This is a genomic window from Sorangium sp. So ce834 (assembly GCF_051521425.1).
GTDB classification, from domain to species: Bacteria; Myxococcota_A; Polyangia; order Polyangiales; family Polyangiaceae; genus Sorangium; species Sorangium cellulosum_D.
On sequence record NZ_CP150351.1, the window covers coordinates 2,964,017 to 2,991,011 of the forward strand.

18 protein-coding genes and 1 pseudogene are annotated in these 26,995 nt (G+C 73.7%); 12 read left to right on the top strand and 7 right to left on the bottom strand.

All coding sequences use genetic code 11. From position 1 onward, the window contains the following. Positions 1-29: 29 nt before the first annotated feature. A complete protein-coding gene (locus WMF20_RS10685) occupies positions 30-1,784 on the bottom strand; it encodes a hypothetical protein (RefSeq protein WP_437612921.1) in 1,755 nt (584 codons plus the stop codon). 168 nt (positions 1,785-1,952) lie between these two features. Next, positions 1,953-2,975 carry a GTPase ObgE gene (obgE, locus tag WMF20_RS10690; RefSeq protein WP_437612923.1) on the bottom strand — a complete coding sequence of 341 codons (1,023 nt, stop codon included), beginning with the start codon at positions 2,973-2,975 and terminating at the stop codon, positions 1,953-1,955. 99 nt (positions 2,976-3,074) lie between these two features. Here obgE and WMF20_RS10695 point away from each other — a divergent pair, with 99 nt between their 5' ends. Further along, positions 3,075-4,601: an ATP-binding protein gene (locus WMF20_RS10695; RefSeq protein ID WP_437612925.1), complete on the top strand. Its 1,527-nt coding sequence runs from the start codon at positions 3,075-3,077 to the stop codon at positions 4,599-4,601. A gap of 134 nt (positions 4,602-4,735) precedes the next feature. Here the strand turns inward: WMF20_RS10695 and WMF20_RS10700 are convergent, their stop codons facing one another. Continuing rightward, positions 4,736-5,317, bottom strand: coding sequence for a hypothetical protein (locus WMF20_RS10700; RefSeq protein ID WP_237245230.1), 582 nt, complete (start codon positions 5,315-5,317; stop codon positions 4,736-4,738). A gap of 617 nt (positions 5,318-5,934) precedes the next feature. Here WMF20_RS10700 and WMF20_RS10705 point away from each other — a divergent pair. From WMF20_RS10705 to WMF20_RS10725, 5 genes are all read left to right on the top strand, one after another. Continuing rightward, positions 5,935-6,936, top strand: a complete 1,002-nt coding sequence (locus tag WMF20_RS10705; RefSeq protein ID WP_129581286.1) for a diacylglycerol/lipid kinase family protein — start codon at positions 5,935-5,937, stop codon at positions 6,934-6,936. Positions 6,937-7,190: 254 nt separating this feature from the next. After that, the gene (locus WMF20_RS10710) at positions 7,191-8,003 is read left to right on the top strand and encodes a calcium-binding protein (protein ID WP_437612928.1); all 813 of its coding nucleotides are present in this window, start codon (positions 7,191-7,193) and stop codon (positions 8,001-8,003) included. Positions 8,004-8,325: 322 nt separating this feature from the next. Further along, positions 8,326-10,230 (top strand): DUF4215 domain-containing protein, encoded by a 1,905-nt coding sequence (locus WMF20_RS10715; RefSeq protein ID WP_437612930.1) that lies wholly within the window; start codon positions 8,326-8,328, stop codon positions 10,228-10,230. Between the two features lie 1,125 nt (positions 10,231-11,355). Further along, the gene (locus WMF20_RS10720) at positions 11,356-11,874 is read left to right on the top strand and encodes a hypothetical protein (protein WP_437612932.1); all 519 of its coding nucleotides are present in this window, start codon (positions 11,356-11,358) and stop codon (positions 11,872-11,874) included. Between the two features lie 228 nt (positions 11,875-12,102). After that, entirely contained in the window at positions 12,103-13,695 is a 1,593-nt protein-coding gene (locus tag WMF20_RS10725) for a carboxypeptidase regulatory-like domain-containing protein (RefSeq protein WP_437612934.1), read from the top strand. Between the two features lie 96 nt (positions 13,696-13,791). Here the strand turns inward: WMF20_RS10725 and WMF20_RS10730 are convergent. The 3 genes and pseudogenes from WMF20_RS10730 to WMF20_RS10740 all read right to left on the bottom strand — a co-directional run bounded on the left by WMF20_RS10730 (position 13,792) and on the right by WMF20_RS10740 (position 17,273). Then, positions 13,792-15,104, bottom strand: a pseudogene (locus tag WMF20_RS10730) (inositol-3-phosphate synthase). Between the two features lie 307 nt (positions 15,105-15,411). Further along, complete coding sequence (locus WMF20_RS10735) at positions 15,412-16,002, bottom strand: Uma2 family endonuclease (protein WP_437612936.1); 591 nt, start codon at positions 16,000-16,002, stop codon at positions 15,412-15,414. 71 nt (positions 16,003-16,073) lie between these two features. Beyond that, entirely contained in the window at positions 16,074-17,273 is a 1,200-nt protein-coding gene (locus tag WMF20_RS10740; protein WP_437612938.1) for a hypothetical protein, read from the bottom strand. Positions 17,274-17,348: 75 nt separating this feature from the next. On the opposite strand from WMF20_RS10740, the gene WMF20_RS10745 reads away from it, so the two are divergent. After that, positions 17,349-18,704, top strand: coding sequence for a PQQ-dependent sugar dehydrogenase (locus WMF20_RS10745; RefSeq protein ID WP_437612940.1), 1,356 nt, complete (start codon positions 17,349-17,351; stop codon positions 18,702-18,704). Between the two features lie 42 nt (positions 18,705-18,746). On the opposite strand, the gene WMF20_RS10750 is transcribed toward WMF20_RS10745, so the two are convergent. Next, entirely contained in the window at positions 18,747-19,748 is a 1,002-nt protein-coding gene (locus WMF20_RS10750) for an LLM class flavin-dependent oxidoreductase (RefSeq protein WP_437612942.1), read from the bottom strand. 195 nt (positions 19,749-19,943) lie between these two features. Here WMF20_RS10750 and WMF20_RS10755 point away from each other — a divergent pair, with 195 nt between their 5' ends. The 5 genes from WMF20_RS10755 to purK all read left to right on the top strand — a co-directional run bounded on the left by WMF20_RS10755 (position 19,944) and on the right by purK (position 26,859). Further along, entirely contained in the window at positions 19,944-22,733 is a 2,790-nt protein-coding gene (locus WMF20_RS10755) for a HEAT repeat domain-containing protein (protein WP_437612944.1), read from the top strand. A gap of 30 nt (positions 22,734-22,763) precedes the next feature. Beyond that, positions 22,764-24,521, top strand: coding sequence for a hypothetical protein (locus WMF20_RS10760; RefSeq protein ID WP_437612946.1), 1,758 nt, complete (start codon positions 22,764-22,766; stop codon positions 24,519-24,521). A gap of 187 nt (positions 24,522-24,708) precedes the next feature. Beyond that, positions 24,709-25,035 carry a TerB family tellurite resistance protein gene (locus WMF20_RS10765; RefSeq protein ID WP_020734229.1) on the top strand — a complete coding sequence of 109 codons (327 nt, stop codon included), beginning with the start codon at positions 24,709-24,711 and terminating at the stop codon, positions 25,033-25,035. 103 nt (positions 25,036-25,138) lie between these two features. Next, the gene (purE, locus tag WMF20_RS10770) at positions 25,139-25,642 is read left to right on the top strand and encodes a 5-(carboxyamino)imidazole ribonucleotide mutase (protein ID WP_437617098.1); all 504 of its coding nucleotides are present in this window, start codon (positions 25,139-25,141) and stop codon (positions 25,640-25,642) included. 29 nt (positions 25,643-25,671) lie between these two features. Continuing rightward, entirely contained in the window at positions 25,672-26,859 is a 1,188-nt protein-coding gene (purK, locus tag WMF20_RS10775; RefSeq protein ID WP_437612948.1) for a 5-(carboxyamino)imidazole ribonucleotide synthase, read from the top strand. The last annotated feature ends 136 nt before the right edge of the window (positions 26,860-26,995 follow it).

A 26,995-nucleotide genomic window follows, 5' to 3' on the forward strand; every position in this document is an offset into this window, starting at 1 on the left:
CCTGCTCGCCCGCGCGACCTCACGGCCCTTCAGACCACCTCGCCGCCGCCGCGCGCGCCGCGCTGCCCGCGGGCCGGCCGGCGGCGCACCCCGCGGCGGAGCCCGAGGCCGGCGGCGAGGAGCAGGGCCGCGAGGCCGCCCGCAGAGGGCGTGTCGGCGCCGAGGCGGCACCCGCAGCCCGACGACTCGCCGCCCCCGGAAGCGCCGCCGCCCGCGCCGGCGGGCGGCGCCCCGCCCGCGCCCGACGCGGAGGCCCCGCCCGAGCCGTCGCCGGCGCCGGACGACGCGACAGTGTCGAGCCCCGCGCCGATCGACGTGGTGGCGGTGGTGGGCGGCGGCGGCGCTTCGACGCACGCGCCCGCCTCGCACCGCTCGCCCGCGGGGCACGCGACCCCGTCGCAGACATCGACGCACGCGCCCTCGCGGCAATACGTGCCTTCGTCGCACGCGACGTCGGCGCACGCGGCCTCCACGCACCGGCCGCTCCCCATGTCGCAGCGCTCGTTCGTCGGGCACCCGCGGCAGTTGCACTGGAGCACGCACACGCCGCCTTCGCACACCTGGCCGGAGTTGCACACGACGTCCTGGCACGGATCGATGCAGCGCCCGGCGCGGCACACCTGGTCGTGCGGGCACACCACGCCGTCGCACGGCGCGCTGCACTCGCCCGCGCGGCACACCTCGCCCACGTCGCACATCACGTCGACGCAGGCCTGCTCGACGCACAGGCCTTGCTGGCACACGAACCCTTGCTCGCACGGGAACTCCGCGGACCCGCAGGGGTCCACGCAGCGGCCGCGGTTGCACACCTGGTTCTCCGGACAGGGCGCCTCCTCGTCGATGACGTCGTCGCAGTCGTTGTCGACGCCGTCGCACTGCTCCGCCTGGCTGCCAGGCAGGACGAAGGGCGTGCAGATCACCGCCCCCTGCGCGTCGCAGTCGGAGATCCCGAGGCGGCACGCGCCGACGTTCTCGTCCACCTCGCACGGCAGGCCGGCCTCGGGGCACGTGATGCCGGAGAAGCGGAACAGGAAGTCCTCGTAGTCGAGATCGTTGCCGTTGACGCCCGCCGCGCCGGCGGCGTTCCGGAAGTCGAGATCCTCGAAGCCCAGGTAAAACGTGTTGAGCAGCTCGTTCGATCGATAGATGAGGTCCGAGTACCACGGGCCCGGCGTCGCGCACGCCGTACACTCCACGTTGAACCGATGCTCGGTGTAATGGTATTGCGTGGCATCCCCGTTGCCCGTGCCGTTCGGGTTGGGGATCAGCGCGAAGCCGATCAGCCCGCCGGCGTACGCGGGGTTCTCCCGGATCGACACCGCCGTCAGCTCGCGCATCGCCTCCGGCGGCAGGTCGGTCGAGAAGGGAAAGAGGATCTGGATATCGCTCTCCGGCGCCGCCGTGTTGAGGCCGGCCCTGGTGTTCACGGGGACATACCGCGGAGGATCGTCGCTCGCGCGGTCGTCGTCGACGTTGTACCAGCCGACGGCGAAGTTGGCGCCTCCGCCCTTGGCGATGTACTTGCCGCTGAACCCGCAGAGCGGCGAGAACACCTGCGGCTCCACCGCCGCGTCGGCCACGACGTCGATCATCTCGTCGATGTTGTCGTTGTTGTCCGACCCGTTGAGCAGGTCGCTCAATCGTTCGCGGACCGCGGGGACCGTGGTGCCGTTCGGTTGCACGATGTCGGCGCGCGCCGTCCCGCTCGCGCCGAGCGCCGCCGAGAGGGCCACACACCACGCGAGGGCATACGGTTTGCTGAAGGTGACGATCGACCAGCGCATCGGGCTTCCTCTCCTGGCAGGACGCGTGAGTCCGAAAGGAGAAGTGGACGCCAACTTCGCTGTCTTGTCCATACGGCGCGCGCTCGTGGATCCACGGCCGATGTGCACGGACAGCCCACGTGAGGACACCCTGTGATCTGCGCGGAGAGATCCCCCGCGCTCGGGCGATCACCCCTCGCGCTTGCGCGCGATCGCCGCGAGCTCACGGATGAGCTCGGTCACGCCCTCGCCCGTCGCGGCGCTGACGAGGTGGAGCTTCACCTTCGCCTTCGCGAACCGCGCCTTGAGCTTCGGGTAGGCCTCGCGCACCTCGGTCAGGTCGGCCTTGGTCAGGGCGACGACCTCGGGGCGCTCGGCGATCTCCGGGCTGAACTTCTTGAGCTCCTTGCGGAGCGCCCGGTAGTCGGCGAGCGGCTCGCGGCCCTCGCCGGGATCGAGCGTCACGAGGTGGAGGAGCGCCCGCGTCCGCTCCACGTGCTTCAGGAACTGGATGCCGAGCCCGACGCCGTCGCTCGCGCCCGGGATCAGCCCCGGGATGTCCGCGATGACGAAGCTCGACCCGCCCGCCCGCACCCCGCCGCCGACCTCGACCATGCCGAGCGTCGGGGTCAGCGTCGTGAACGGGTAGTCGCCGATCTTGGGCCGGGCGGCCGAGACGGCGGCGACGAAGGTGCTCTTGCCGGCGTTGGGGAAGCCGAGCAGGCCGACGTCGGCGAGCACCTTCAGCTCCAGGCGGAGCTCGCGCGCCTCGCCCGGCTCCCCCGGCTCGGCGCGCCGGGGGGCCCGGTCGTGGGGCGACTTGAAGTGCAGGTTGCCGCGGCCCCCCTTGCCCCCGCGGGCGACCACGACCCGCTGGCCGTGCTCGGTCACGTCGGCGAGCAGCTCGCCGGTCTCCGCGTCGAAGACCTGCGTCCCCACCGGGAGCTTCTCGACCCGGTCGGCGCCGGCGCGCCCGTGGCAGTCGCTCCCCATCCCGTGCTCGCCCCGCTCGGCCTCGAGGGTGCGCGCGTAGGTGAAGTCGAGTAGCGTGGACAGGCCCTCGTCGCCCACGAAGACGACGTCCCCGCCGCGGCCGCCGTCGCCGCCCGCGGGGCCGCCGAACGGGATGTACTTCTCGCGCCGGAATGCGATCGCTCCATTGCCGCCATCCCCCGCGATGACCTTCAGACGGCACTGATCGACGAACCGCATGGTCGCGGCTCATAGCATAAAACTCAGGAAAGACCCCACAGCGGAAGGCAGCCCCGTGCATCGGGCCGCCCGCCGGACCGCTCGACCAGGAGATCCCAGGTGCGCGCTCGAATCCTGATCGTGGACGACAACACGAGCCTCGCCGGAAATCTTCGCGACGTCCTCGAGGGCGCGCGCGAGCTCGACGTGGAGGTGGCCCTGGCGCCGAACGGCAAGCAGGGGCTCGCGGCGGCCCGCCGCGACGGCTTCGACGTGGCGGTGGTCGACGTCAAGCTCCCCGACGCGAGCGGCCTTGAGCTCATCGCCCCGCTCCGCGCCACCGCCCCCCACGGCGAGATCGTCCTCGTGACCGGCTTCGCGACCGTGGACGCCGCGATGGCCGCCCTCCGCGCCGGCGCCTTCGCCTTCATCCTCAAGTCGTTCCGCCCCGAGGAGCTCATCTCCACGGTGGCCCAGGCGATCGAGAAGATCTCGCTGAAGCGGGAGCGGGAGGAGCTCGAGCGGCGGTACCGGGCGATCGTCGACGCGGCGGACGTGCTCATCCTCGGCCTGGACGCCGACGGCCGCGTGGCCCTCTTCAACCCGCGCCTGTCCGCGCTGACCGGGGTGGGCGGCGACGCCGCGCTCGGCATGCCGTTCTGCGAGACGCTGGTCGACGAGTCCGAGCAGCGCCGGTTCAACCAGTCGTTCCAGAGCGTCGTCGAGGGCGACGCCGCCGCCGCCGAGGTCGAGGTCGGCGTCCGGGACGCGGTGGGCGCGATCCGCCGGGTGCGCTGGCACCTCTCCGGCGTCCACAGCGGCGGGCGCGGCGGCCGGACCGACCTCGTCTACGGCATCGGCATCGACGTGACCGAGCGGCGCGCGCTCGAGCGGCGCGCCGCCGACGCCGAGGCGCTGAACGCCATGGCCCCGCTCGCCCTCGGGCTCGCGCACGAGATCAGGAACCCCCTCAACGCCGCGGTCCTGGAGCTCCACCTGCTCAGCCGCGGCATCGACCGCCTCTCCGACGAGGCGATCCGCGAGCCCATGAAGCGGCGGGTGGGCATCGTCGAGGCCGAGATCGGCCGGCTGGGTCGGCTGCTCGGCGAGTTCCTCGAGCTCGCCCGCCCGCGCGCCCCGCACCGCGAGCCCGTCGACCTGGCCCGCGTCGTGCGCGACGTCCTCGACCTCGAGGAGGAGGCGCTCGCGAGCCACCGCGTCGAGGTCGTCCGCGACCTGCCCGACGACTGCTTCGCGCTCGGCGACGTGGAGAAGCTCAAGCAGGTCGTCCTGAACCTGGTCGTCAACGCCCTGGACGTCATGCCCGACGGCGGGGTCTTGCGGGCGTGCGCGTCGGGGGACGCGCACGAGGTGTGGCTGTCGATCGGGGACACGGGGCCCGGGATCGACCCGACGATCCTCGCCGAGATCTTCGATCCGTTCTTCACCACGAAGGCGGCGGGCACCGGCCTCGGGCTCGCGATCGTCCGGAAGATCGTGGACCAGCACGCGGGCCGGGTGGAGGTGAGCACGCACGCGGCCGAGGGGACGACGGTCCGCGTGCGGCTCCCCCGCTTCATCCCAGAGCCGGTGCCCATGTCTCGCCCCGCGACGAGCTCACTGCCGCCCCGCGGGGCCGGGAGCTGACGGGCCTCACCGAGCGGCGTTCACCCGCACAGGAGACGGGCCCAGATCGGCGTTTTCGGCGCGCAGGCGTACACCAGTACGCCGAGCACCGAAAACGTCGAGGTGGGCCCGTCTCCGCAGCGGGTGAGCGCCGCTCAGCCCACGATGCGCATGGGGGGCTTGAGCGGGAGGGGGGGCTTGGAGCCGGGGGCCGAGGGGATCGCGGACGGGGCCGGCTTGGGGACCGCGTCGCCCTCGAGGGCGGCGAGCGCCACGAACAGCCGGTCCATGCCGTAGTCGAGGGCCACCTCGCGCTGGAAGACGTGGGCGACCTTGATCAGGCGCAGCGACGTCTGCTTGCCGAGGTCGATCTCGCGCTCGAGGAACGCCTCGAACGAGCCGTAGCCCTTCGCCTGATACAGCTCCTGCTGCTGGATCTCGGCGAGCACCACCCCGATATCGAAGAACCCCTTGTCGAGCCGCTTGCGGAGCGTGCGGATCTTCTGGGTCTGGTTGTGGAGCTCGGCGATCTTCGCCTTGATCTCCTCCGCGCCGCTGGGCACGCGGATGGTCGCCCGGGCGCTGCCGGGGGGCGCCGGCTCGGCGGCCCGTGCCCGCGCCTCGGCGGCGTGCTTCGCGGCGTGCCGGGCAGCCCAGGGCGCAGCGCCGCGGAGGCCGAGCTTACGCTTCGAGGCGCTCGACGCGGATTTCGAGTCTTCCTTGATTACCGGATTCACGGGTTTCGCAAGCTGAGCTTCAGCGCCCCCCTTGGCGCTCGAAGAGGCCTTTTTCTTCGTGCCCGTCGCCTTCTCGGAGCTGCCCTGCTTTGTGATCTTCGGCATGTCGCTGCGTCCCCCGCTGGGTACGAGATCGTCGCGGCCCTTCGCCACAAGCGCGCGCCGCCCGCGCGGGGGAAAGACCCGCACGGCTGTCAAGCCGAATTGGCTCGCCAGGTCGTCGCCTTACCAAAAAATCGACCACCCCGTCCACTATGTTTCGGGGAGGCTCCTCGCTTTCCCGTTGGTCAGCATGACCCAAGATCGGCCCGAGAGCCAAAACCCATGAGCATCGCATGCTTGGGCCTCTCTCGGACAGCGGCGATCGCCGGGGGGGCGCTGTTTTGGCCACGTTGGCCTACAGCGAGATCCCGGCGGGCCCGACGCTCCGGTCGAGCGAGGCCCCCGCGCCGGCGCCGGCGCCCGCGTGATCTCCAAGCGCGGGGGTCGGTCGTGGTAGATCGCGGTGCATGACCTCTCCGCCCGCCGGTCGCGGCCCCGATGACGTCTCCCAGGCCGCTGATGCGTCGCGTCGTCCGGGCGATGTGCCGCGGGGCGCGGCGAGCAGCCGGATTGCCGTGGTGGTGAACGGCAACGCCAAGAGCGTGACGGCGGAGGTGATCGAGACGCTCGATCAGATCCTTGACACGGGGGATCTGTTCGTGTCGCGGCGGGTGGAGGAGAGCGAGGGCATCGCGCGGATCCTTGTCGACCGGGGCTACGGCACGATCCTCACGGGCGGGGGCGACGGCACGTTCACCGTGGTGGTGACGGCGGTGGTGAACGAGGCGAAGCGGCGCGGGCTGCCGGTGCCGCGGTTCGGGCTGCTCCGGCTGGGGACGGGCAACTCGCTGGCGTGGGTGCTCGGCGCGTCCGGGGGCGCGGGCGCGAAGCCCGGGCTGGCGGTGGATCTCCAGCGGCTGCGCGCCGAGGCCGGGAGCCGCAACCTGCGGCTCGTGGAGGCCGAGGACATCCTGTCGCCGTTCTGCGGCTTCGGGATCGACGCGGTGATGCTGCGCGACTACAACGCGGTGAAGTCGGCGCTCGCGCGCGGCCCGCTGAAGCGGCTCGCGCCGGGGCCGGTGGCGTACGCCGTCGCCGCGACGACGCGGACGATCCCGAGCTACCTCGTGCGGCGCACGCCGCACTGCCGCATCATCAACGAGGGCAACGACGCGATCCGCGTCGGCGAGAAGGGGACGATCCTCGGGGCGCCGATCAAGAAGGGCGGCGTCATCTACGAGGGTCCGGCGAAGATCGCGGCGCTGTCGACGATCCCCTATTACGGCTTCGGCTTCCGGATGTTCCCGTACGCGGACGATCGCCAGGACCGGATGCAGCTGCGCGTGTCGATGATCTCGCCGTTCACGTTCGTGCGGAACTTCTCGAGCATCTGGAACGGAGAGTTCGACGACCTGGAGACGGTGTTCGACTACTTCGTGGACGAGGTGACGATCGAGATGGATCCGGCGACGAGCTTCCAGATCGGCGGCGACGTCCGCGGGGATCGCTCGCGCGTCCGCGTGCGGCTGACCGAGCCGATCCGGATCGTCGACTTCTACGCGCCGCCGCGGGGGTAGCGCCGGGGAGCGCCCCAGCGAGCGCCGCTCGCCTGCGACTCCATCCGTCCTGAAGCGGCACAGATCGAGGCGCACGTGGCACACTGGCCCGCTGCGCGCACGGCACATGTTGGCAATCTCGGGGGGCGGGGACGCTCGCGGCTCCTTCGATGGCCGGGAAATCAGCGAGGTACGCAGCCGCGGAGAGGCTGGCGCATGGCTTGCTCCGGAGCTGTGCCATGAACACGAACTCCAGACGAATTCGCTTTGACTCCATGGGATTTCTCTCGCTCTCGCTGCTCGTCGCGGCGGTGTCGTTCGGCGCCGGGTGTGCCGGAGAGGTGATCTCCCCGGATGGGGAGGGGAGCGATGAGAGCGCGCTCGAAGGCGCAGGGGCCGATGAGGGGGAAGGGGGCGGCGGGGGCACGTCCGGAGGCGGAGAGGCCGAGGCGGCGTGCACGATCGGCGAGTCCCGGAATTGCACCGCCCACGGGATGGGCGGCTACGAGCTGTGCGAGGACGTGGAGGGGGTGCCGACCTGGACCGGGTGTCAGTCGAGCAGCGTCAGCACGCCGCTCGTGCTCTCGTTCGATCAGCGTCCGGTCGAGTACCTGACCGCGATGACCGGCGCGTTCGATCTGAGCGGGCTCGGGGCCACGATCGCCACCGACTGGCCCACCGCGGCGACGCCGTGGCTCGCGCTCGATCGGGACGGCAATGGGGCGATCGACGGCGGCGCGGAGCTGTTCGGCTCGGCGACGGTGCTCGCGAGCGGGGCGCGCGCGGACAACGGGTTCACCGCGCTCCGCGAGCTCGACTCCGACGGTGACGGCCGCATCACGGCGCGGGACGAGGCGTGGTCGCGGCTCGTGCTGTGGAGCGACCGCGACGCGAACCGCGCCTCGAGCGCCGGCGAGCTCGAGCCGCTCGCGTCGCGCGGGGTCGTCGCGATCGAGCTGTCGTACGGGCGCGACCGGCGCTGCGACGGGCGCGGCAACTGCGAGATCGAGCGCGCCGCGTTCACGTTCTCGGAGGGCGCCGCGACCCGGACGGGCGCGGTCGTCGACGTGCACCTGCGCTGGCAGTGACGCCGCCGCCGGCGGGCGACCGTGCGCGCCCGCCGCCGCGACGCGGCCATCGTCGCGTCGCGCGCAGCGCGAAGAGGAGGTCGAGTCGACCCCTCGACGCGCGCATGCCTGCACGGCACACGGGAAGACGGGCTCCCGCGAAGGAGCGGTGGGCGCGCGCTCCGGCGGGAGCGCGACGGCGTCTCGACGGCATCAGGGAGCCGGAAAGCGGCGCGTGTGGGGGCTTCCCACGAAAGGCGGTTGCACCGAAGATGGCGCCGCGCGGGTGAGATGTCACGCCGCGTCATCGACGGGCGAGTCCCCCTTTCCCTGGAGCGACAGAATGAGATTACGATGGACGACCTGCCTCCTCATGCTGGGGCTGACGGCGAGCGCCGCGGCGTGCGGGGACGACGACGGCAGCCCGAGCTCGAGCACAGGAACGGGCGGAGAGGGCGGCGCGGGCGCGGCGGGGGGCGGAGGCCGGGGCGGCGACGGCGGCGCGGGCAGCGTCGGTGGTGCCGGAGGCCTCGGGGGCTCCGGCGGTGATGGCGGACGGAGCGGCACGGGCGGCTCCGGCGGCGAAGGCGGCTCCGGCGGCGGTGGCGGCGCGGGCGGCGAAGGCGGCTCCGGTGGCACGGGCGGGAGCGGTGGCTCGGGGGGCGGTACCGGTGGCTCCGGCGGCGGCGTCGGGGGCGCGGGTGGCTCCGGCGGCAGCATCGGCGGCACAGGCGGCTCTAGCGGCGGCACAGGCGGCTCCGGCGGCGGCACAGGCGGCACAGGTGGCTCCGGCGGCAGCATCGGCGGCACAGGCGGCTCCGGCGGCGGCATCGGCGGCTCCGGCGGCTCCGGCGGCACAGGCGGCTCCGGCGGCGGCATCGGCGGCACGGGCGGCTCCGGCGGCGAGAGCGGCGGCGCGGGCGGCTCCGGCGGCGAGAGCGGCGGCGCGGGCGGTGACGCTGGCGCGGGCGGCTCCGGCGAAAATCTCGACCGGCCCGACGGCGCCGCCTGCACCGACGACGCGATGTGCGCGGGGAACTTCTGCAACCGGGAGGACATCAACGGATGGCCCGCCGGCTACTGCATCAGCTCGTGCGAGCACACCGGCGGCACCTGCCCCGGCGATGGCGCCTGCATCGAATCCGGCAGCAACGGGCGCCTCTGCTACGGGGCGTGCGCCACCTCGAGCGATTGCCGCCCCGGCTATGCCTGCGTCCCCGCCACCGACGGGACGCTGAGCTGCCGGCCGGCGTGCACCGAGGACGCGCAGTGCCCGACGCGCGGCAGGTGCAACACGCTCACCGGCCTTTGCCGGATCTACGAGGCGAGCTGCGCCGACGGCGAGGACAACGACCGCGACGCGGCCGTCGATTGCGACGACGACGATTGCGGCGAGCCCTGCGCCGCGATCGCCGCAGAGACCTGCGCGGCCGCGCCGCCCCTGCCGTCGGAGGTCTCGGGCGACACCTCGCTCGGCACCAGCGCGTTCAAGGCCGACTGCACGGGCGGCGGACGCGAGGACGTGTACCTGTTCGTCCCGCCCGAGGAGCAGTACGGCACGCTCTCGGTCGTGCTCGAGTCGGACACCGTCCAGGGGCTCTACGCCCGCGGCGCGTGCGAGGACCCCACCACCGAGCTCGCGTGCGCCGAGCCCGCCGCCGGCGGGGGCGCCGAGGCGATCGACGTCGCCCTGGGCCCCGGCGAGCCGGTGAACATCGTCGTCGACGCGCATGCGCCGGGCGAGGAGGGCCCGTACACGCTGCGCTCCACGTTCACCCAGGCGATCTGCGGCGACGGCGCTGTCACGCGGCCCGAGCAGTGCGACGACCCCGACGCCTTCGGCGCCTGCGCCGACGACTGCTCCTCGGTCTGCGAGGGCGCGCGGGAGGCCATCCTCGGGGTGAACACCGGCGACACGCGGACCGGCACGATCGCCCTCCGGGGCGACTGCTCCATGCCGGACACGCGCGAGGACGTATACCGGTTCACGCCCCCGGCGGACGGCACGCTCACGCTCGTGATGTCCTCCGTCACCGATCAAACCCTGTCCGTGAGGTCGAGCTGCCTGTGGGCGAGCTCCGAGCTCACATGCGAGGACGCCGAGGGGCCAGGCGTCGGCGATGCGCCCGCGATCGAGACGCTCGCGCTCGAGGTGACCGGCGGCGTCCCCGTGTTCATCGTCGTCGACGGCTTCTGGTCCCAGGCCGACGCCGGCCCGTACACGCTCGACGTGTCCTTCGCGCCCTGAGCGTCGGCGCCGCGGGCCATCCCACCACCGCCTGCGCTCCGGCGCGCTCCGATCTCCCGTGACGACTCCCCCCTGTGGGGGGCGCCTCCGGGCGGAGGGGGCGCTGCCTCAGCGCGCCGACGCGGGCGCGGATCGCCCGCGCCCCGGAGCGCGGGAAGGCGCGAAAATACCGGCGTGCGGGCGGTCGAGCGCTGGAATCGGGGAGTGCACGCTTCCTGTTCAAAGGCGTTGTCGGCAGCTCCACCATCACGGCCGGAGCGCTGCTCTTTCTCCCGTTCACGCCGTGGATCTCCCGGCTCCTCGAGCGGCTCGTCCCCGATCGGCCGCGGCGGCAGGAGCCGGGCGGCCCGGCTGCCCTCAGGCTCCGCAACACGTAGCATGTAGCGCGCGGGTGCTGGTCGACCAGGGCGCCCGGCCCCGTGCCGGACAGAGCGCCCTTCGCCCGGAGCGGGCCGCGCTGGGAGGCCTTTGCGCGCTCCGTGTCGCTCGATGTGCGGCGATGAGCGTGATTGACATGCTCCCGACGAACGGTCGCGACCCCGGTCGGACGACCCACGCCGCGTTTTGCGGAAGTTCTAGGATTGTGCTCTTCGATTACAGCTGCGATGAGCGCGCGGGCCGTGGCGCTCGCGACCCCGGTCGGACGGCGCATGCCGTGTTTTGCGGAAGTTCTAGGATTGTGCTCTTCGATTACAGCTGAGATGAGCGCCCGAGTCGTGGTGTGCCGTCCGCGTGGATGTTGATTGTTTTTGAGAGTTTGTTTCTTTCTCCCGAGCTTGCTCTGCGAGAAATGATGCGGTACCGTCAATCCAAGCCGATTCGAGGAAATCCTGTTCGAGTCGACAGGAGAGCCGCGTAGAATCGGGGCGTATTCTGGAGAGAGCCTGGCTTCGCCGAGCCCTCTCCGGAGAGCGCCGCGCGTCGCGAGGTCGATGGCAGGGGGCGAGGCTTACCGTGGGTTCGCACGAGCTCCTCGCCGGAGATCAGGGGCGCGCAGCGGTCTTCAGACACTGCATGACCAGAGGGGAGCTGGCGCATCTGCCGCTCTCGTCAGGGAGCTATCGCCCCGCGCTCATCTCGGGGAATTCACGTTCCACAGGGCACGAAACACAAGGAGTTTGCCTCATGAAGAAGTTCACGATCCTCGCCTCGCTCGCCGTCATGTCGATCTCGGGCAGCGCCATGGCGATCGCGCCTGGGCCGCACGCCATCACCATCGAAGGGGCGCCGTCGGGCACAGGGACGTTCATGTTCGTGGCCCCGGACGGCGCCAATCCCGTGCTGGCCCCGAACGGGACATGCGCGTACAACCTGCTCTGGGCGCCCCCGGCGTCTTTGGCGGGCTTTGGCACGCGCATCTGCCAGGTTCTGGAGGCGACGACGTTTACCTTCCCGAGCTGCATGGGCAGCCTTGCGGTGCCGGGAAACATCACGAGGAATATCAACAGCGTCATGTACGCCGGCGATAACTTCACCCCCATCTGTAATGGATTCCAGGGCGCTGTCGGGGGTTTTCCCGCCACCCCCATCTCAAACGTCATCATGATCTTGGGCGAGTCGGCGACGGGGACGCCATCCGCGGTCGGCATCCTTCAGAGCCTTAACTTCTCGTTTTTGGGTGCCCTGTCCGTCGTGTTTACATGATGCAGAGCGCGCCGCGCCGCGCCGACGTCCGATGAGGGAGGGCTTCCGGGGCCGGGCGGAACCGGCCCCGGAGGCCCCCTCGATGCGCCGGTGATCGCTGCCCGTGTCCGCCGTCGCCTCGCCCCGAGGGCGAGCGGGAGCCGCTGTGGAGCGCCCCGCTCCGCCTTGGCTGTGACATCGCTGCGAGCGCCGCAGCCCCCCACACCATGACTCGATGGAGACATTCTCATGCAACCCCCTGTCTTGCGTCACGACACTCCCCGACGATGGCCGCTCTGGTGCATGCTCGCGGCGCTCGCCCTCGTCGCCGTCCTGTTCTTCCGGCCGAAGCACGAAGCGCCCCAGACCGCGCGGCCCGAGCCGGCGTCCGCACAGAAGCGATCGGGTTACGTCAACCGAGCGCAGTGGAAGCGCCCCGCCCCGCACCCTGCCGAGCAGGCCACCGAGCTGGCGTCGATCTCCGGGACGGTCTACGACATGACCGGCGTCCCGCTCGCCGGGGCTTCCGTCGCCGCGACCACGTACGAGGTCGCCGGCAACTTCCCGACCACGGCGGCCTCCGTCCAGAGCGACGAGGACGGGCGCTTCGAGCTCCGTGTCCCGAACGGTTCGTACAACCTCGTTGGCAACAAAGAGGGATACGGCCCGACGCTCGCCATCGCGCACAGCGGTCACGACGTCGCCCTCATGCTCCCGAGGAGCGGGATCGTCGAGGGGCATGTCTACAACGAGCGCAAGGAGCCGATCACGCGGTTCACCGTCGACGTGGTCACGATGGCCCCCGACAGCACGGCGGCGCCTGCGCCCCTCCTGTCGAAGCGCTTCGAGGGGCCGGACGGCGCCTTCCGCCTCGACCAGATGCCGGCCTGGCCGGTGCTCCTCAGGATCACCGCGTCCGACTACGCGCCCGCATTTTCCGAGCTCGTCTATGCCAGGGCCGGCGAGACCCACAAAGTCGATCTGACGCTCTCGGGCGGGTGCACGCTGACGGGGACGGTTCATGACGAGAAAGGCGCGCCGCTCGCAGGGGTGTTCCTCGACGCGGAGTCGCGCAACGCCGCGGGCGCGGTGAGCCAGGCATCGATGGATGCCGCGAGCCAGGCGCAGAGCGATCTCGACGGCACCTTCCGGCTGGAGCACGTCCCTCGCGGCGAGATCCTGGTCCGCGGGTACAGCGGCGGCTATGCCACGACGACGGCGGGCGTTCAGGTCTCGGCGTGCGACGATCTAGCGCCGATCGAGCTCAAGATGTCCACGGGCGGCACCATCGTCGGCGTGGTGCGCGGGAGCGACGGCAAGCCGCTCGCCGGCGCGAGGCTCGTGGCCTCTCACCGGAGCATCGGCTTCGTGAACACGGTGACCGACGCCGAGGGGCGATATCGCTTCGACCAGCTCCCGCCGGTCGTGGTGCGCCTGGAGCTGCTCGACACGGCGCAGCGCACCGTGGTGCACGTGGGCGTGAAGGAAGGGCAAGACGTCGAGCAGAACCTCGCGCTCTTCGCGAAGGGCTCGGGCGAGATCCGCGGGCGCATCACGTCCGGCGGGAAGCCGCTCCGGGGGATCCAGGTCCAGGTCGCCTGCAACCAGGGCGAAGGCGGGCTCGACATCCGCTATCCCACGACAGGCCCCGACGGGACCTACCGGGCGACGGATCTGCCGGACGGCGCCTACATGGTCATCCTCACCTCGACGGGCCGGGCCACGTCGGCCCACGTGCGTGATGGCGGTGTCGCGGAAGCGAACCTGGACCTGGCCGAGCAGCCCAAACCCCCCGAGCCCGAACATGCCGCGGTGGTTCCGGCCAGCGCCACCAAGGAGTGAGCGGCTCGCCGGCCGGCGCGTCCGCGCCTGCGCGCGCCGCGTCCGGCGCGTCCGGAGCCCCGCCGCGCGACGGCCGGGCTCCGGCAGCGGCGTTCCTCAGTCGTAATACTCGTTGCCCAGGTGGGTGATGAGGTCCTCCCCCATGAGCCAGCGCATCGTGTTCTTGAGCTTCATCGACTGGATGAAGAGGTCGTGCTCCGGGTACAGGGCCGGCGCGGTCATCGGGCTCTTCCAGTAGAAGCTCAGCCACTCCTGCGTGCCGCTCAGCCCGGCGCGCTGCGCGAGATCCAGGAGCAGCGCGAGGTCGAGCACGATCGGCGCGGCGAGGATCGAGTCGCGGCAGAGGAAGTTGATCTTCAGGTGCATCGGGTAGCCGAGCCAGTCGACGAGATCGATGTTGTCCCAGCCCTCCTTGGCGTCGCCCCGAGGGGGTAGTACTCGATCCGCACCTTGTGGAAGAGCTTGCCGTAGAGCTCGCCATGGACGTCCGGCCTCAGGATGTGCTCGAGCACCCCGAGCTTCGAGACCTCCTTCGACCGGAACGACTCCGGGTCGTCGAGCACCTCGCCGTCGCGGTTGCCGAGGATGTTCGTCGAGAACCACCCCGCGACGCCGAGCATCCGCGCCTTGAGCCCCGGGGCGATCACGGTCTTCATCAGGGTCTGGCCGGTCTTGAAGTCCTTGCCGGCGATCGGGACCTCCTGCTTGCGCGCGAGCTCCCACGCGGCCGGGAAGTCGACGGTGAGGTTCGGGGCGCCGTTCGCGAACGGGATGCGCTCCTTCAGGCAGGCCCAGGCGTAGATCTGGGAGCTCGAGATGGCCGGGTGGTCCTCGGCGAGCCCCGCCTCGAAGCGCGCCGTCGACTGGTGGACCTCCGCGGGCGCGATGTGCACCTCGGTCGAGCCGCACCAGACGGCCGCGGCGCGCGCGGCGCCGCTGTCGCGCAGGAAGGCGCGGAGATCTTCCCGGACCCGCTCCACCATCTCGGCCTTGCTCGCGCCCTTCTTCACGTGGGTGCCGTGGAGCCGCCGCACATACTGCGGGTAGAACACCGCGGGCATCGGCCGGATCCGCTCGAGCTCGCCGCGGACGGCGTCGAGGTGGCGGCGCTCGAGCACGTCCGCGTGCCGCGCCGACTCGTAGGCGTCGTCGGGGAAGATGTCCCACGCGCCGAACTCCAGCTGATCGAGCGCCGCGAGCGGCAGGAAATCCTTGATCCTCGGCGCGCGGTGGTCGGTGCGCCGGCCGAGCCGGATCGTGCCCAGCTGCGTGAGCGACCCGATCGGCGGGGCGAGGCCGCGCCGCGCGAGCAGGGTGCCCGCGATGGTCGTCGTGGCGACGGCGCCCAGCCCCGGCAGCAGGACCGCGAGCTTGCCCTCAGCCTTCTTGATCTCTTTCGGCTGCTTCACGTGACGTGTTCCCCCCGGTCGCGGGCGCTCCTCGGACAGAGGCGGGGCGTCCGCCGGTGCCGCGCGCGCGGCGCGCCGGCGCCTGCCGGGGCCGCGCGGCGCTGCGACCGCCGGGAGCATGAGGCCCGGCGGCCGCGATCACCCCGGCCCGGCGCGCGCGGGCGTTTCCGGCGCGCTCCCTTCACCGATTTCCGGCGCGCCCTGCGGGCCAGCGCCTCGGACGGCGGCAGCCGGGCGGCCGGAGGCGGCTTGCGACGGCGCGCGCAGGGGCTCCGGCGCGGTCGGGCCGGACGCTCGCCCGTGCTCGTCAGCCGTCGTCGTCGCCGTCGAGCAGGCCGTGCACCGAGAACGCGACGGCCTCGAAGGGCTCGGCGCGGACGCGCTCCTCTCCCTGGGCGTCCAGGACCAGGAGATAACCGTCCTCCGTCCAGCGATAAACGATGAGCGTCTCGGCGATCGGATCGATGAGCCAATAATGAGGTACGCCCGAGCGCTTGTAGGTGCGCATCTTCCTCACGACGTCGTCGCGCTCGTTGGAGGGCGAGAGGATCTCGCAGACCCAGTCCGGTCGCACGAGGATGGGGCTTTCCCTGGGGAGCTCGGGCAGCCGCTCCCTGCGCCAGCCGGCGATATCCGGGCGGTAGATCTCGCTGCTTTCGAACTGGACCTCGGTCTCGGTCAGGAAGCGCCACCCGCCGGGCCACGGCCCACCGGGGCGACGATCGTACGGGCCGCCGAGCCGGATGGTGAGGCGCGCCTGGGAGCTGCCGTGGCGCGGGCTCGGCATGGCCTTGCGCACGAGATCGCCACCGATGATCTCGTGGAACCGCTCCGGCTCCGGGATGGCGAGGAGGTCGGCGACCGTGGCGGGCGCCTTCTTCAGCGCAGCGGGCGGCATGGCCGGAGGATAGGCCTTCCGGCTGCGGGCAGCCACCCGGGGCCGGCGAAGGCGCCGCCAGCGCGCCGCGGTCAGGGCGCGGCCGGCGGGTAGCCGGCGGCGGGGGTCATCGCCTCGATCCAGGCGCGGACAGCGGCGACGGCGTCCTCGTCGACGCGGCGGGTCGCGAGCGGCGGCATCTGCTCGGGCGGGGCGCCGGGCGCGTCGCGCCGGGCCATGGCGCGCAGCAGGGTGCTGCGATCCGGATCGCGGGGCCTCAGCCGGTAATAGCGCGCTCCCGGCGGCGCGCCGGGCGGGCGCAGCTTCGCCGGCTGGTTGATCGCCGTCTGGTAGGCGCGCGTGCCGCGCACGTCGCCCACCCGGCCGGCAGCGTCGATGTCGAGGCGCATCTCGAAATGCGTCGCGACGCCGAGCGGATGGTGGCACGAGACGCCGCAGTTCGCGTGGAGCAGGCCGAGGGCGCGCCGCTCCGTCTCGGTCCCGGGCACCTCGAGCGCGCCCGCGCTCGGCAGCGGGCCGCCGGAGCTCGTCGAGAGCAGGCCGCGCTGGACCAGCTCGGCGTACGTCAGGCCGCCGGCGCCCCGCGCGGCGAGCTGGACGGCCTCGAAGCCGAGCGGGTTATCGGTCTTGCCCGCATGGCAGCGGATGCAGTCGACCTGCGCCGGGATCGCATAGCCGTCCGCGCCGGGCACGTCGGGGACACCGGCCTTGACCTGCAGCGCGCTCGACCCGTCCTCGGACCAGGCGTAGGTGGCGCGCGTCCAGCGATCCTCCGCGGTCTTCCAGAGGAGCCTCGTCTCGAGCCGGCGGGCGCCGGCGGAGGCGGGCGTCCGGAACTCCTTCCACAGCTTGGCGCCGACGGGGAAGATCCAGTCGTTCATCCTGGAGACATCGATGGTCGAGCCCGGAGGGAGGTAGATCCATCGCGTCTTCTCGGCGCCGTCGCTCCAGAGCTCGAAGGCCGGCTTGAACTCGCGGACGCCCGCCGCGAGCGAGCGCGCGCCGAAGTCGCTGTACAGGCCGGTGCAGCGGAGATCGTGAGGATCGGTGTCGCCGTCCTTGCAAGGCGGCTCCTGGGGCGCCGCGGGCGCGCTCTCGGCGGGGCGCTCGTCCGCTCCGGCGCCGCGCGCGGCCTGCGGGCCGACCGGGGCCGGCGCGGGCGGGGCCGGCGCGGCGGCGCGATCGGCCCGGGGCGTCTCCTGCGCGCCGCAGCCGCCGCAGCTCGCCAGCAGCAGCGATGCGAGCACGGCTTGCCAGAGGTGGCCGCTCATGATGAAGGTGGAGGCGGAGGTGCCGGCTTGCCCGAGAGATCGATCCCCCGGCGCGCGGGGCGCGCTATCTGGCTGATGAGAGCGTGCCATCGGACCGCCTGGTGCCTCCTGCTCGCGGGCAGTGTAGCCGCCTGCGACCGGCGCGTGCAGGTCGCGGGGCCGCCCGAAGAGCCCCGCGAGGGGGTCGCCGCCGGTCAGGCCGCGGCAGGGAACGCGTCCCCGCCGCCGGCCCAGGTAGGCGCGGCGGCCCCTGGTCCGGCGCCCGCCGCGGCGGACGGCGCGGCCGCCGCGCAAGCCGCGCCCGCGGCGCAGGGCGCGCCCGCGCCGCCGCCGGCGAACGCGGCGGAGCTCGCCCGCCCGGCGAAGTGCGGCGGCGTCCCGCCGCTGAAGCTCACGCTCGTCGCGAGCGGGCTCGAGCAGCCGACGTACGTCGCCGGGCCGCCCGGCGATCCGGCGCGCCTCGTGGTGCTCGAGAAGGCGGGGATCGTCCGGCTCATCAAGGACGGCGCGGTCCAGCCGGCGCCCTTCCTCGACGTGCGCTCGCGCGTGTTCTTTCCGGTGCCGAACGCCGAGGGCGGCCTGCTCGGGCTCGCCTTCCACCCGGATTACGCGAAGAACGGGCGCTTCTGGCTCCACTACTCGTCCGCCCCGCGCGGCAACGTGGTGATCGAGGAGTGGAAGCGCGCGGCGCAGGGCGCGGACACCGCCCACCCCGAGCCGGTCCGGTCGCTCGTCGACGTGAAGCACGGCGCCTGGAACCACGTCGGCGGCATGCTCGCCTTCGGCAAGGACGGTTACCTGTACGCCGCGATCGGCGACTCCGCGCGATCGCCGAGCCCGGCGGCCGATCTCACCTCGAAGCTCGGCAAGATCCTCCGCATCGACGTCGATCAGCCGACCAAGTCGCCGGCGGGCAACATGACCAGCGGCGATCCGATGGTCTGGGATTACGGGCTACGGAACCCGTGGCGGTTCAGCTTCGACCGGCTCACGGGGGATCTGTACATCGGCGACGTGGGCCAGAAGAGCTGGGAGGAGATCCTTGTGGAGCGCCCTGGCCAGGGCAGGAACGATTACGGTTGGGAGGCGATGGAGGGCGCCCACTGCTATCCTCCGGGCGCGACGTGCAAGCCGCGGGGGCTCCCGCCCGCGGTGGAGCACCCCCGCAGCGAGGCGGGCTCGATCATCGGCGGCTATGTGTATCGTGGGGCGAAGATCCCGTGTCTGCGCGGTCGGTACGTGTATGCCGATTACGTGACAGGCCGCTTCTTCTCCTTCGTGTGGGACGGCAAGGCCGCGACCGATCGCGTCGAGCTCACCTCCGCGCTGAGCCCGAACGGGCTCCCGTCCTCGTTCGGGGAGGACGCCGCCGGGGAGATCTATGTGGTGATGTTCAACACGGGGCGCATCTACCGGATCGACCCGGGGTGAGGCGCCGAGCCGGGCGCGCGCCCGCGCCGCCGGCGAGGCGCTTCACCCGGCCCGGGCGAGCTCGTCGCGCGCCTCGGCCGTGATCTCGAGCGAGCGCACGCGCGCGGCATGATCGAAGATCGACGAGCTCACCATGAGCTCGTCGGCGCGGGTCCGGGCGATGAACGCGGCCAGCCCCTGGCGCACGGCCTCGGGCGAGCCCACGACCGTGCAGGACAGCGCCTGATCGAGGCCGGCGCGCTCCATCGGGCTCAGCTCGCGCTCGAAGCCGTCGATCGGCGGCGGCAGGGGCCCCGGCCGGCCGCGGCGCAGGTTGACGAACGCCTGCTGCAGCGAGGTCGACAGCCGGCGAGCCTCCTCGTCCGTGTCGGCGGCGAACACGTTGATCCCCAGCATGACGTGGGGCTGCGCGAGCTGCGCCGAGGGGCGGAACTCCCGGCGGTACAGCGCGATCGCCTGCGCCATGTGGCCCGGCGCGAAGTGCGAGGCGAAGGCGTACGGGAGCCCCAGCGCCGCGGCGAGCTGCGCGCCGAACAGGCTGGAGCCCAGGATCCAGATCGGCACGTCGAGGCCGGCGCCGGGCACGGCCTGCACCAGCTGGCCAGGCTCCGCCGGGCGGAAGTAACCCATCAGCTCCAGCACGTCCTGGGGGAAGCTGTCGACGTCGCCGGAGAGGTTGCGCCTCAGCGCGCGGGCGGTGACCGGGTCGGTGCCGGGAGCCCGCCCGAGGCCCAGATCGATGCGCCCCGGAAAGAGCGACGCCAGCGTGCCGAACTGCTCGGCGATCACGAGCGGCGCGTGGTTCGGCAACATGATCCCGCCCGCGCCGACGCGGATCGTCGACGTGCCGCCGGCCACGTGCGCGATCACGACCGCGGTCGCGGCGCTGGCCACGCCGCCCATGTTGTGGTGCTCGGCCAGCCAGAAGCGACGGTAGCCGAGCCGCTCGGCGTGGCGGGCGAGGTCGAGCGTGTTGCGGAACGCCTGGGAGGCGTCTCCGCCCTGGACGATGGGAGACAGGTCGAGAACGGAAAAGGGAGTCATGTCGGGCACCTCGCTCGACTGTTGCACGCCGAGGACGGTTGCGGGAGCGCCCGGAGGCCGGCGCGGCCCGAGGCGCGGCGACGCGCTCGCTCCGGAGCTCCGGCGATCCGGCCCGCCCGACGCCCCCGCCCCGCGGCGACCGGGCCGCCTGGAACGGCCATGACGCGGCCGCGCCCGCTGTACTACGCTCGGGTCGTGCGCCGTACCGTCTCGCCGCTGCGCCGGCTCCCGCAGGTCCTGCTCGTCGTCGCCGCCTCGGCCGCCGCGCTCGCGCCGCCCGGGGACGCCGCCGCGTTCCTCTGGCCCAACGTGCCGGAGCAGATCGCGCGCGCGCTCACGTCGGGCGACGTCTCGGAGCGGCGCCTCGCCGCGACCCGCGTCGGCGAGCTCGCCCCGGAGACGGCGATCGCGCTCATCCAGAAGGGTATGAGCGACCCGGACGTCGAGGTGCGGCTGCACCTCGCCGGGGCGGCCGTGCGCTTCCGGATGCCGCGCGCCGGAGACCTCGTGATCGAGTGGCTCGGCGAGGGCGACGCCCGCCTGCGGCTCGCGGCCTGCGACGTGATCCGCGCCGCGCCCACCGACCGCTCGGTCGTCGCCCTCGGCCGGGTGCTCGGCGATCCCGACCCGCACGTCCGCCTCGCCGCCGCCGCCGCCATGGGCGCGGCGGGGCTCCCGGACGCCGTCTCGCCGCTGCTCGGCCACCTCGACGACACCGCGCCGGAGGTGCGCGCGGAGGTCGCGCGCGCGCTCGGCCGGATCGGCGACACGCGCGCCGTCGTGCCGCTCATCGGCAAGGTGCAGGACTCGGTCCCGGAGGTCCGCCGGGCCACGGCGCGGGCGCTCGGGGAGCTCGGCGACGCGCGCGCGGTCAGCGCGCTCATCCTCACGCTCCAGGACGCGTCCCAGGACGTCCGCGTCGAGGCCGTGACCGCCCTCGGGCGGCTGCGCTCGGACGAGGCGACGTCCGCGATCGCCGATCTCGTCGCGGCGTCGCCGCTGCCCGCGGGCGCGTTCCTCGGAGCGCGCCCGACCGACAGCGGCACCTCGAGCAACGACGTGCGCGAGGCGGCGCTCCGGGCGCTCGGCCGCATCGGCTCGGACGCGGCGGTGAAGGTGCTGCTCGCGGCGCTCGCGAAGGACGACCCCGCGGCGCCGCGGTCCGCGGTCCGCGACGCGCTCGTCACCGCCGGGAGGCCGCCGGCGACGCCCGCTGCGGCGGCGGCGCCCGCGGCGGCGGCGCCCGCGGCGGCGGCGCCTGCGGCGGCGACCCCCGCGCCGCCGGCGACCCCCGCGGCGGCGGCGACCCCCGCGCTTCCGGCGGCGCCCGCTCCCGCGCCCCCGCCCGCCGGCGGCGCGACCGCTCGCAAGGGCACCGCCGTCCCCGCGCTCGTCGCCGCGCTCGCGGCCGCGCCGTCGGCCAACACCGCGGCGGGCGCCGCCCTCGTGCTCGGCGAGCTCAAGGCCAGGGAAGGGCTGCCCGCCATCGTCCGGGCGATGCAGCGCGGCGTCGTCCCGCTCCGGCACGGGCTCCGCGCCCTCGGCGCGCTCGGCGACCCCGCGGCGCTGCCCAGCGTGCTCGAGCTGCTCGGCGACGCCGATCCCTCGGTCCGCCGCGAGGCGATCCGCGCCGCGACCGCGCTGCTCGATCCCGCGCGGCCCGACGGGCGCGCGGTCGACCCCGCGCGCGCCCTGCTGGTCGACCCGGCGACCCCGCCCGACGAGAAGCTCGCCCTCGTCCAGCTCCTCGGCCGCACCGGCTCGCCGCGCGCCCAGGGGGTGCTGCTGCCGCTCGCGAAGGCCCGCTCCGCGCCGCTCCGCCTCGCCGTGATCGAGGCGCTCGGCGCGGCGCGCGCCGCCGGCGAGCTCGGCGCCGCCGTGGACGCCGCGCTGCTCGCGGCGCTCGACGACGAGTCGGCCGACGTGCGCCTCCGCGCCGCGATCGCGCTCTCCCGCGTCGCCGGCCCAGGGAGCGCGCGCGCGCTGCTCCAGCGCCTCACCGTCGCCGCCGAGCAGGACCGCGGCGCGCTCGGCATCGCCCTCTCGGGCGCGCTGTCGCGCGTCCCGGACGACGCGAAGGGCGCGAAGGACGGCGGCAGCGCGGGCCTCGCCCGCGACGTCGCGGCCGCCGTCGCGAGCGCGCCGGACGCCGCGCGCGACGCGCTGCTGGAGGGGCTCGGCCGCATGCCCGGGGAGGCCGCCGGCGCCGCGCTCGCGCGGATGGCCTCGGCGGCGCCGATCGACGACCGCCGCAAGATCGCCGAGGCGCTCGCCGGGCACCCGGAGGCCGCCGCCGCGCTCCGCAAGCTCGCGGGCGATCCGGATCCGGGCGTCCGCGCCAACGCGGTCTGGTCGCTCGGCGCCGTGGGCGACCGGGACGCGCTGCCGCTGCTCCAGCCGCTCCTCAAGGACCCCGACGCCGCCGTGGCGGGCAACGCGGCGGGCGCGATCGGGCGCGCCGCGGGCCGCGCCAGCCAGCCCGCGCGCGCGGCCGCGGCGCTCTGCGGCGCGCTCGCCGACGCGCGCCCCTACGTGCGCGCCAACGCCCTCGCCGGCCTCACCGTCGCCCGGGCGCGCTGCGACGGCGCCGCGGCCCGCGACCTGCTCGCGCGCGATCCCGCCGAGGCCGTCCGCCTCGCCGCCGCCGACCACCTCGCGCAGGGCGGCGCCGACGCCGATCGCCGCGCGCTCGCCCGCTGCGCCACCGAGGAGAGGAACGCCTCGGTCGCGGGGCGCTGCGCCGGCGCCGCCTCGCCCGGCGCGCCGCCCGCCGGCGCCGAGGACGTCGCGGTCTTCGTCGTCCCGTTCGACGCGGGCCGCGGCGGCTCGTCCCGCGACGCGCCGGCCCCGCGCGCCCCCTTCGCGCTCGTGCGCGCCGACGGCCTCCTGCGCCTCGGCGTCGCCGATCGGCGCGGGGAGGTCTTCGAGCGCGGCGCTCCCCGAGGGCCGCTCCGCCTCGCCGTCCCGGCGCCGCTCGTGAAGTGAGCCCGCGCCCGCCGCGCTGAGCCGTTCGCCATGCGCAGCCGACCCGACGTCGAGCTCCGGATGTCCAGGACCGTCCACCCGGGCGACGTCGTCCTGGTCGAGCTCGTGCTGCGCAGCCGCGCGAGGACGCCGGTCGACTCCATCGAGCTCCACCTGGAGGGCATGCAGATCGCCCGCGTCGAGGAGCGCGTCCTCGTGCCGCCCCACTTCCTCTCGCTCGTCGCCCGCCTCGCGGGGGAGACGACGCTCCCCGAGGGCGAGCAGCGCTACCGCGCGAGCTTCCCACTCCCGGCCGACGCGCCCTGCTCGTACCTCGGCACGCGCGCCGAGATCCGCTACGGCATCACGCTCTCCATCGCGATCCCGTGGTGGCTCGACGTCCAGGAGTCGTACGAGGTGCTCGTCACGCCGCGCCCGGGCACGCGCCCGCCCCGCTCGCCGGTCGCGGGCACCACCGCGCGCGGCGACAGCCCCTTCATCGAGGTCTCGCTCGACGATCAGGTCTTCGCGCCGGGCGACGAGATCTCGGGGGCGGTGGCGCTCGGCAACGTGCAGGGCCGCGGCGTGCGCGGGATCGAGATCTCGCTGGTCGGCGTCGAGCGCCTGCTCAGCGGGGGCCCCGCCGCGTCGAACCGCGCGACCGAGGCGCACCGCTTCACCGCCTTCCGCCGCGCGGACAGCCGCGACGAGGGGCGGGAGCTGCCCTTCCGGTTCCGGATCCCCCGCTCCGTCGCGCCCTCGTTCGACGCCGGGTGGGTCGCCCTCGTCTGGGGGCTCGAGGTGCGCGTCGAGCTCGCGCGGGCGGACGGCGTCGTCCACACGACGCCGCTCGTGCTCGGCGTCTTCGACCGGCCGCCCGGCCTCGGCGCGATCCGCCGGCAGATCGGCTCGGGGCGGTGGCGCGCGGTCTGGGGCGCGGTCGGCGCGCGCCACGGCCTGTCGCTCGATCCGCTGGAGCTGCGCCTCTCGGGCGCGCTCGCCGGCTGCGCGGCGTCGGTGTGGATCGACGCGGGCTCGTCGTCGAGCGGCGCGCTCGTGGGCGAGCTGCGCTGGCCGTCGTGGGGGCTCGACCTGGAGGTCGGCGTGAAGCGCTTCCTGCTCGCGCTCGCCTCCGAGGACGACGAGGGCTTCGGCCGCCGCTACCGCGTGCGCGGGCGCGACCCCGGCCAGGTCCGCGCCGTCGTCGCGGGGCCGCTGCGCAGGGCGCTGCTCGCCTTCGACGACGTCCGGCTCGACGACGAGCACGTGTCGGTCCGGTCCCGCACGCCGGGCCACGACCAGCCGTGGCTCGGCGCGTTCCTGGAGCACCTCGCCGCGCTGGCGGCCGAGATCACCGCGGCGTCGGCGCGCATCCCGCCGCCCACGCCGATGGCCGGCATGCGCCCGGCGTGGGAGCGGTTCGCGGCCGAGGTCCACGGCCGCTTCGAGGTCGGCCGCATGCGCATCCGCGACGCGCAGCTCGACGGCGCCACGTTCCACATCGACACGTGCTTCGAGCGCGGCCCCCACCCCGAGCGCTCCGAGGTCACGCTGGTGCTCGATCCGCCCCTCGACGCGGCGCTCGATCCCGACGATCCCGAGCAGCTGCGCGCGGCCTCGCCCGGGGCGCGCGAGGCGGTGAAGCGCCTGCGGGCCCGCACGCACGCGCTGCGGATCGCGCCGCACGCCATCGTGATCACGGTGCCGGCGCCGCTCGAGGACCCCGCGACCCTGCGCGATCTGCTCGGCGCGCAGCTGCACCTGTCGGCGCTCCTGCGCGGCCGGCGCGTCGCGCGCCCGTACCGCTGAGGCGCCGCGGGCGGGCAGCGCGGAATCACGAAAGGAGCGGGAAGGATCGGGAAGGAGCGGAAGCGGGAAGAGGCCGGGGCGCCGGAGCGCGTGAGCGCGAACGGCGAGGTCCCGGGGATCCCTTTACGGCGGGCGGCGTGCCGATTCCACACAAAGCGCCGGCTGATCCGGGCTAGAGTCTCCGCCCATGCTCGACAAGCTCTCTCGCCAAGAACGCCTCCAGCTGATGCGGTTCATCTGCTCGTTCGCCTGGGCCGACCTCCAGGTGCGCGAGCAGGAGCGCGCGTTCGTGCGCAAGATGATCCTGCGGCTCCAGCTCGACGAGGAGGAGGCCAAGCAGGTGCGCAGCTGGCTCGAGGTGCCGCCCGCGGCCGACGACCTGGATCCGATGAAGATCCCCCGCGCGCACCGGCAGCTCTTCCTGGCGGCCGCGCGCGAGATGATCTCGTCCGACGGCGAGATCGGCGAGGAGGAGCGCGAGAGCCTGAGCCTGCTAGAGCAGCTCACGCGCTGACCGGGGCGCGGCGCCTCGGTCGATGGATGATGGATCGGTGATCGGTGGAACGATGAGCACGATGGAGCAAGGAGGGGCCGGCGAGGGCCGGGCCCCGACGGCGATGGGAGCGAGCTCGACCGAGAGGCCCTGGGTCGGCGTGATCATGGGGGGCAAGAGCGACTACGAGCACCTCGCCGTGACGAGCGAGTTGCTCACGCAGCTCGGCATTCCGCACGAGGTGCGCGTCGTCTCGGCGCACCGCACGCCGGACCGGATGTTCGAGTACGCGAGCACGGCCGCGGACCGCGGGATCGAGGTGATCATCGCCGCCGCGGGCGGCGCCGCCCACCTGCCCGGGATGGTCGCCGCGAAGACCGTGCTCCCGGTCATCGGCGTGCCCATCCCCGCCACGGCGCTGAACGGCATGGACGCGCTGCTCTCGATCGTCCAGATGCCCAAGGGCGTCCCGGTCGCCACGATGGCGATCGGCAAGCCCGGCGCCGCCAACGCCGCCCTGTTCGCGGCGGCGATCCTGTCGGGCAAGCACCCCGAGCTCCGCGAGCGCCTCGCCGCGTTCCGCGGCGCCCAGGAGGCGTCGGTGCTCCGCGACTCGGTCATCGTTTAGCATCACCCAGTCTTTCACAGGTCCCAGAAATGCCCATCGCTCCCGGCTCTACGCTCGGTATCCTCGGCGGCGGTCAGCTCGGCCGCATGACGGCGCTCGCCGCCCGCACGCTCGGATACAAGGTCCACGCCCTCGACCCGGATCCGGACTGCCCGGCCCGGTCGGTGCTCGATCGCTGCATCGTGGCCTCGTTCGACGACGCCGCGCAGGCGGCCGAGCTCGCGTCGCAGTGCGACGTGGTGACGCTCGAGATCGAGAAGGTCGCCACCGCCGGCCTCGCGGCCGCCGCGCGGCTCGCGCCGGTGCGCCCGTCGGCCGACGTGCTGGCCATGGTGCAGGATCGCGGCGTCCAGAAGAGCTGGCTGTCGAACAACGGCTTCCCGGTGGGCCCCTTCCGCGAGGTCGCGACCAGCGCGGAGCTCCTCGCGGCGACGCGCGCCATGGGCGGGGCGTGCTTCGTGAAGTCGTGCGTCGGCGGGTACGACGGCAGGGGGCAGCTGCGGCTCTCGGGGGGCGCGCCGCCGGGCGGCGGCGACGTCGATCGCGAGGTGGAGGCGCTCTTCGGATCGCTGGGCGGCCAGCGCTGCGTGGTCGAGCAGGCGCTCGATCTCGAGGCCGAGCTCTCGGTGCTCGTCGCGCGGAGCCCGAGCGGCAAGCTGGCGGTCTACCCGCCGGCCCTGAACCACCACCGCGATCAGATCCTCGACTGGTCGCTGCTGCCCGGCCCCCTCTCGGCCTCGGTGACGGGGCAGGCGGTGCAGATCGCGCTCGATCTCGCGGTCGGCCTGCGGGTCGAGGGCCTGCTCGTGGTCGAGCTCTTCCTGCTCAAGGACGGCCGCCTCCTCATCAACGAGCTCGCCCCGCGGCCGCACAACAGCTACCACGCCTCCGAGGTCGCCTGCGCGACCAGCCAGTTCGAGCAGGCGGTCCGCGCCGTCTGCGATCTGCCGCTCGGCTCGGTCGAGATCGTCCGCCCCGCCGCGATCGTCAACCTGCTCGGCGACGCGTGGCTCGGCGGCGCGCCGCCGCCCTTCGAGGCCGCGCTGGAGATCCCGGGCGTCCGGCTCCACCTCTACGGCAAGCGCATCGCCCGGCCCGGCCGCAAGATGGGCCACCTCTCGGCCACGGGCAGCACGCCGGAGGAGGCGCTCGTCGCCGCCAAGCTCGCGATGGCTCGCCTCTCGGCGCACGCCGGCCTGCCGCTCCCCAGCCGGTAACGGCCTCTCGCGCCGCGCGCAACGCTCTCACCAGGTCATCACACCCCACCTCCGAGCTCCTCATGGCCGCTCGGCTCCGTCGCGCCGATCTCCTCGCGTCGATTCATGAGCCGCCGGCGAGCCGGGGCGCGACTGC

What these genes read in the sequence shown, in the direction of transcription:
- purE (WP_437617098.1), top strand. Translation starts at nt 25,139, where the DNA reads ATGGGAGCGAGCTCGACCGAGAGGCCCTGGGTCGGCGTGATCATGGGG.
- WMF20_RS10685 (WP_437612921.1), bottom strand. Translation starts at nt 1,784, where the DNA reads ATGCGCTGGTCGATCGTCACCTTCAGCAAACCGTATGCCCTCGCGTGG.
- WMF20_RS10740 (WP_437612938.1), bottom strand. Translation starts at nt 17,273, where the DNA reads ATGAGCGGCCACCTCTGGCAAGCCGTGCTCGCATCGCTGCTGCTGGCG.
- WMF20_RS10745 (WP_437612940.1), top strand. Translation starts at nt 17,349, where the DNA reads ATGAGAGCGTGCCATCGGACCGCCTGGTGCCTCCTGCTCGCGGGCAGT.
- WMF20_RS10735 (WP_437612936.1), bottom strand. Translation starts at nt 16,002, where the DNA reads ATGCCGCCCGCTGCGCTGAAGAAGGCGCCCGCCACGGTCGCCGACCTC.
- purK (WP_437612948.1), top strand. Translation starts at nt 25,672, where the DNA reads ATGCCCATCGCTCCCGGCTCTACGCTCGGTATCCTCGGCGGCGGTCAG.
- WMF20_RS10710 (WP_437612928.1), top strand. Translation starts at nt 7,191, where the DNA reads ATGGGATTTCTCTCGCTCTCGCTGCTCGTCGCGGCGGTGTCGTTCGGC.
- obgE (WP_437612923.1), bottom strand. Translation starts at nt 2,975, where the DNA reads ATGCGGTTCGTCGATCAGTGCCGTCTGAAGGTCATCGCGGGGGATGGC.
- WMF20_RS10725 (WP_437612934.1), top strand. Translation starts at nt 12,103, where the DNA reads ATGCAACCCCCTGTCTTGCGTCACGACACTCCCCGACGATGGCCGCTC.
- WMF20_RS10715 (WP_437612930.1), top strand. Translation starts at nt 8,326, where the DNA reads ATGAGATTACGATGGACGACCTGCCTCCTCATGCTGGGGCTGACGGCG.
- WMF20_RS10720 (WP_437612932.1), top strand. Translation starts at nt 11,356, where the DNA reads ATGAAGAAGTTCACGATCCTCGCCTCGCTCGCCGTCATGTCGATCTCG.
- WMF20_RS10765 (WP_020734229.1), top strand. Translation starts at nt 24,709, where the DNA reads ATGCTCGACAAGCTCTCTCGCCAAGAACGCCTCCAGCTGATGCGGTTC.
- WMF20_RS10760 (WP_437612946.1), top strand. Translation starts at nt 22,764, where the DNA reads ATGCGCAGCCGACCCGACGTCGAGCTCCGGATGTCCAGGACCGTCCAC.
- WMF20_RS10750 (WP_437612942.1), bottom strand. Translation starts at nt 19,748, where the DNA reads ATGACTCCCTTTTCCGTTCTCGACCTGTCTCCCATCGTCCAGGGCGGA.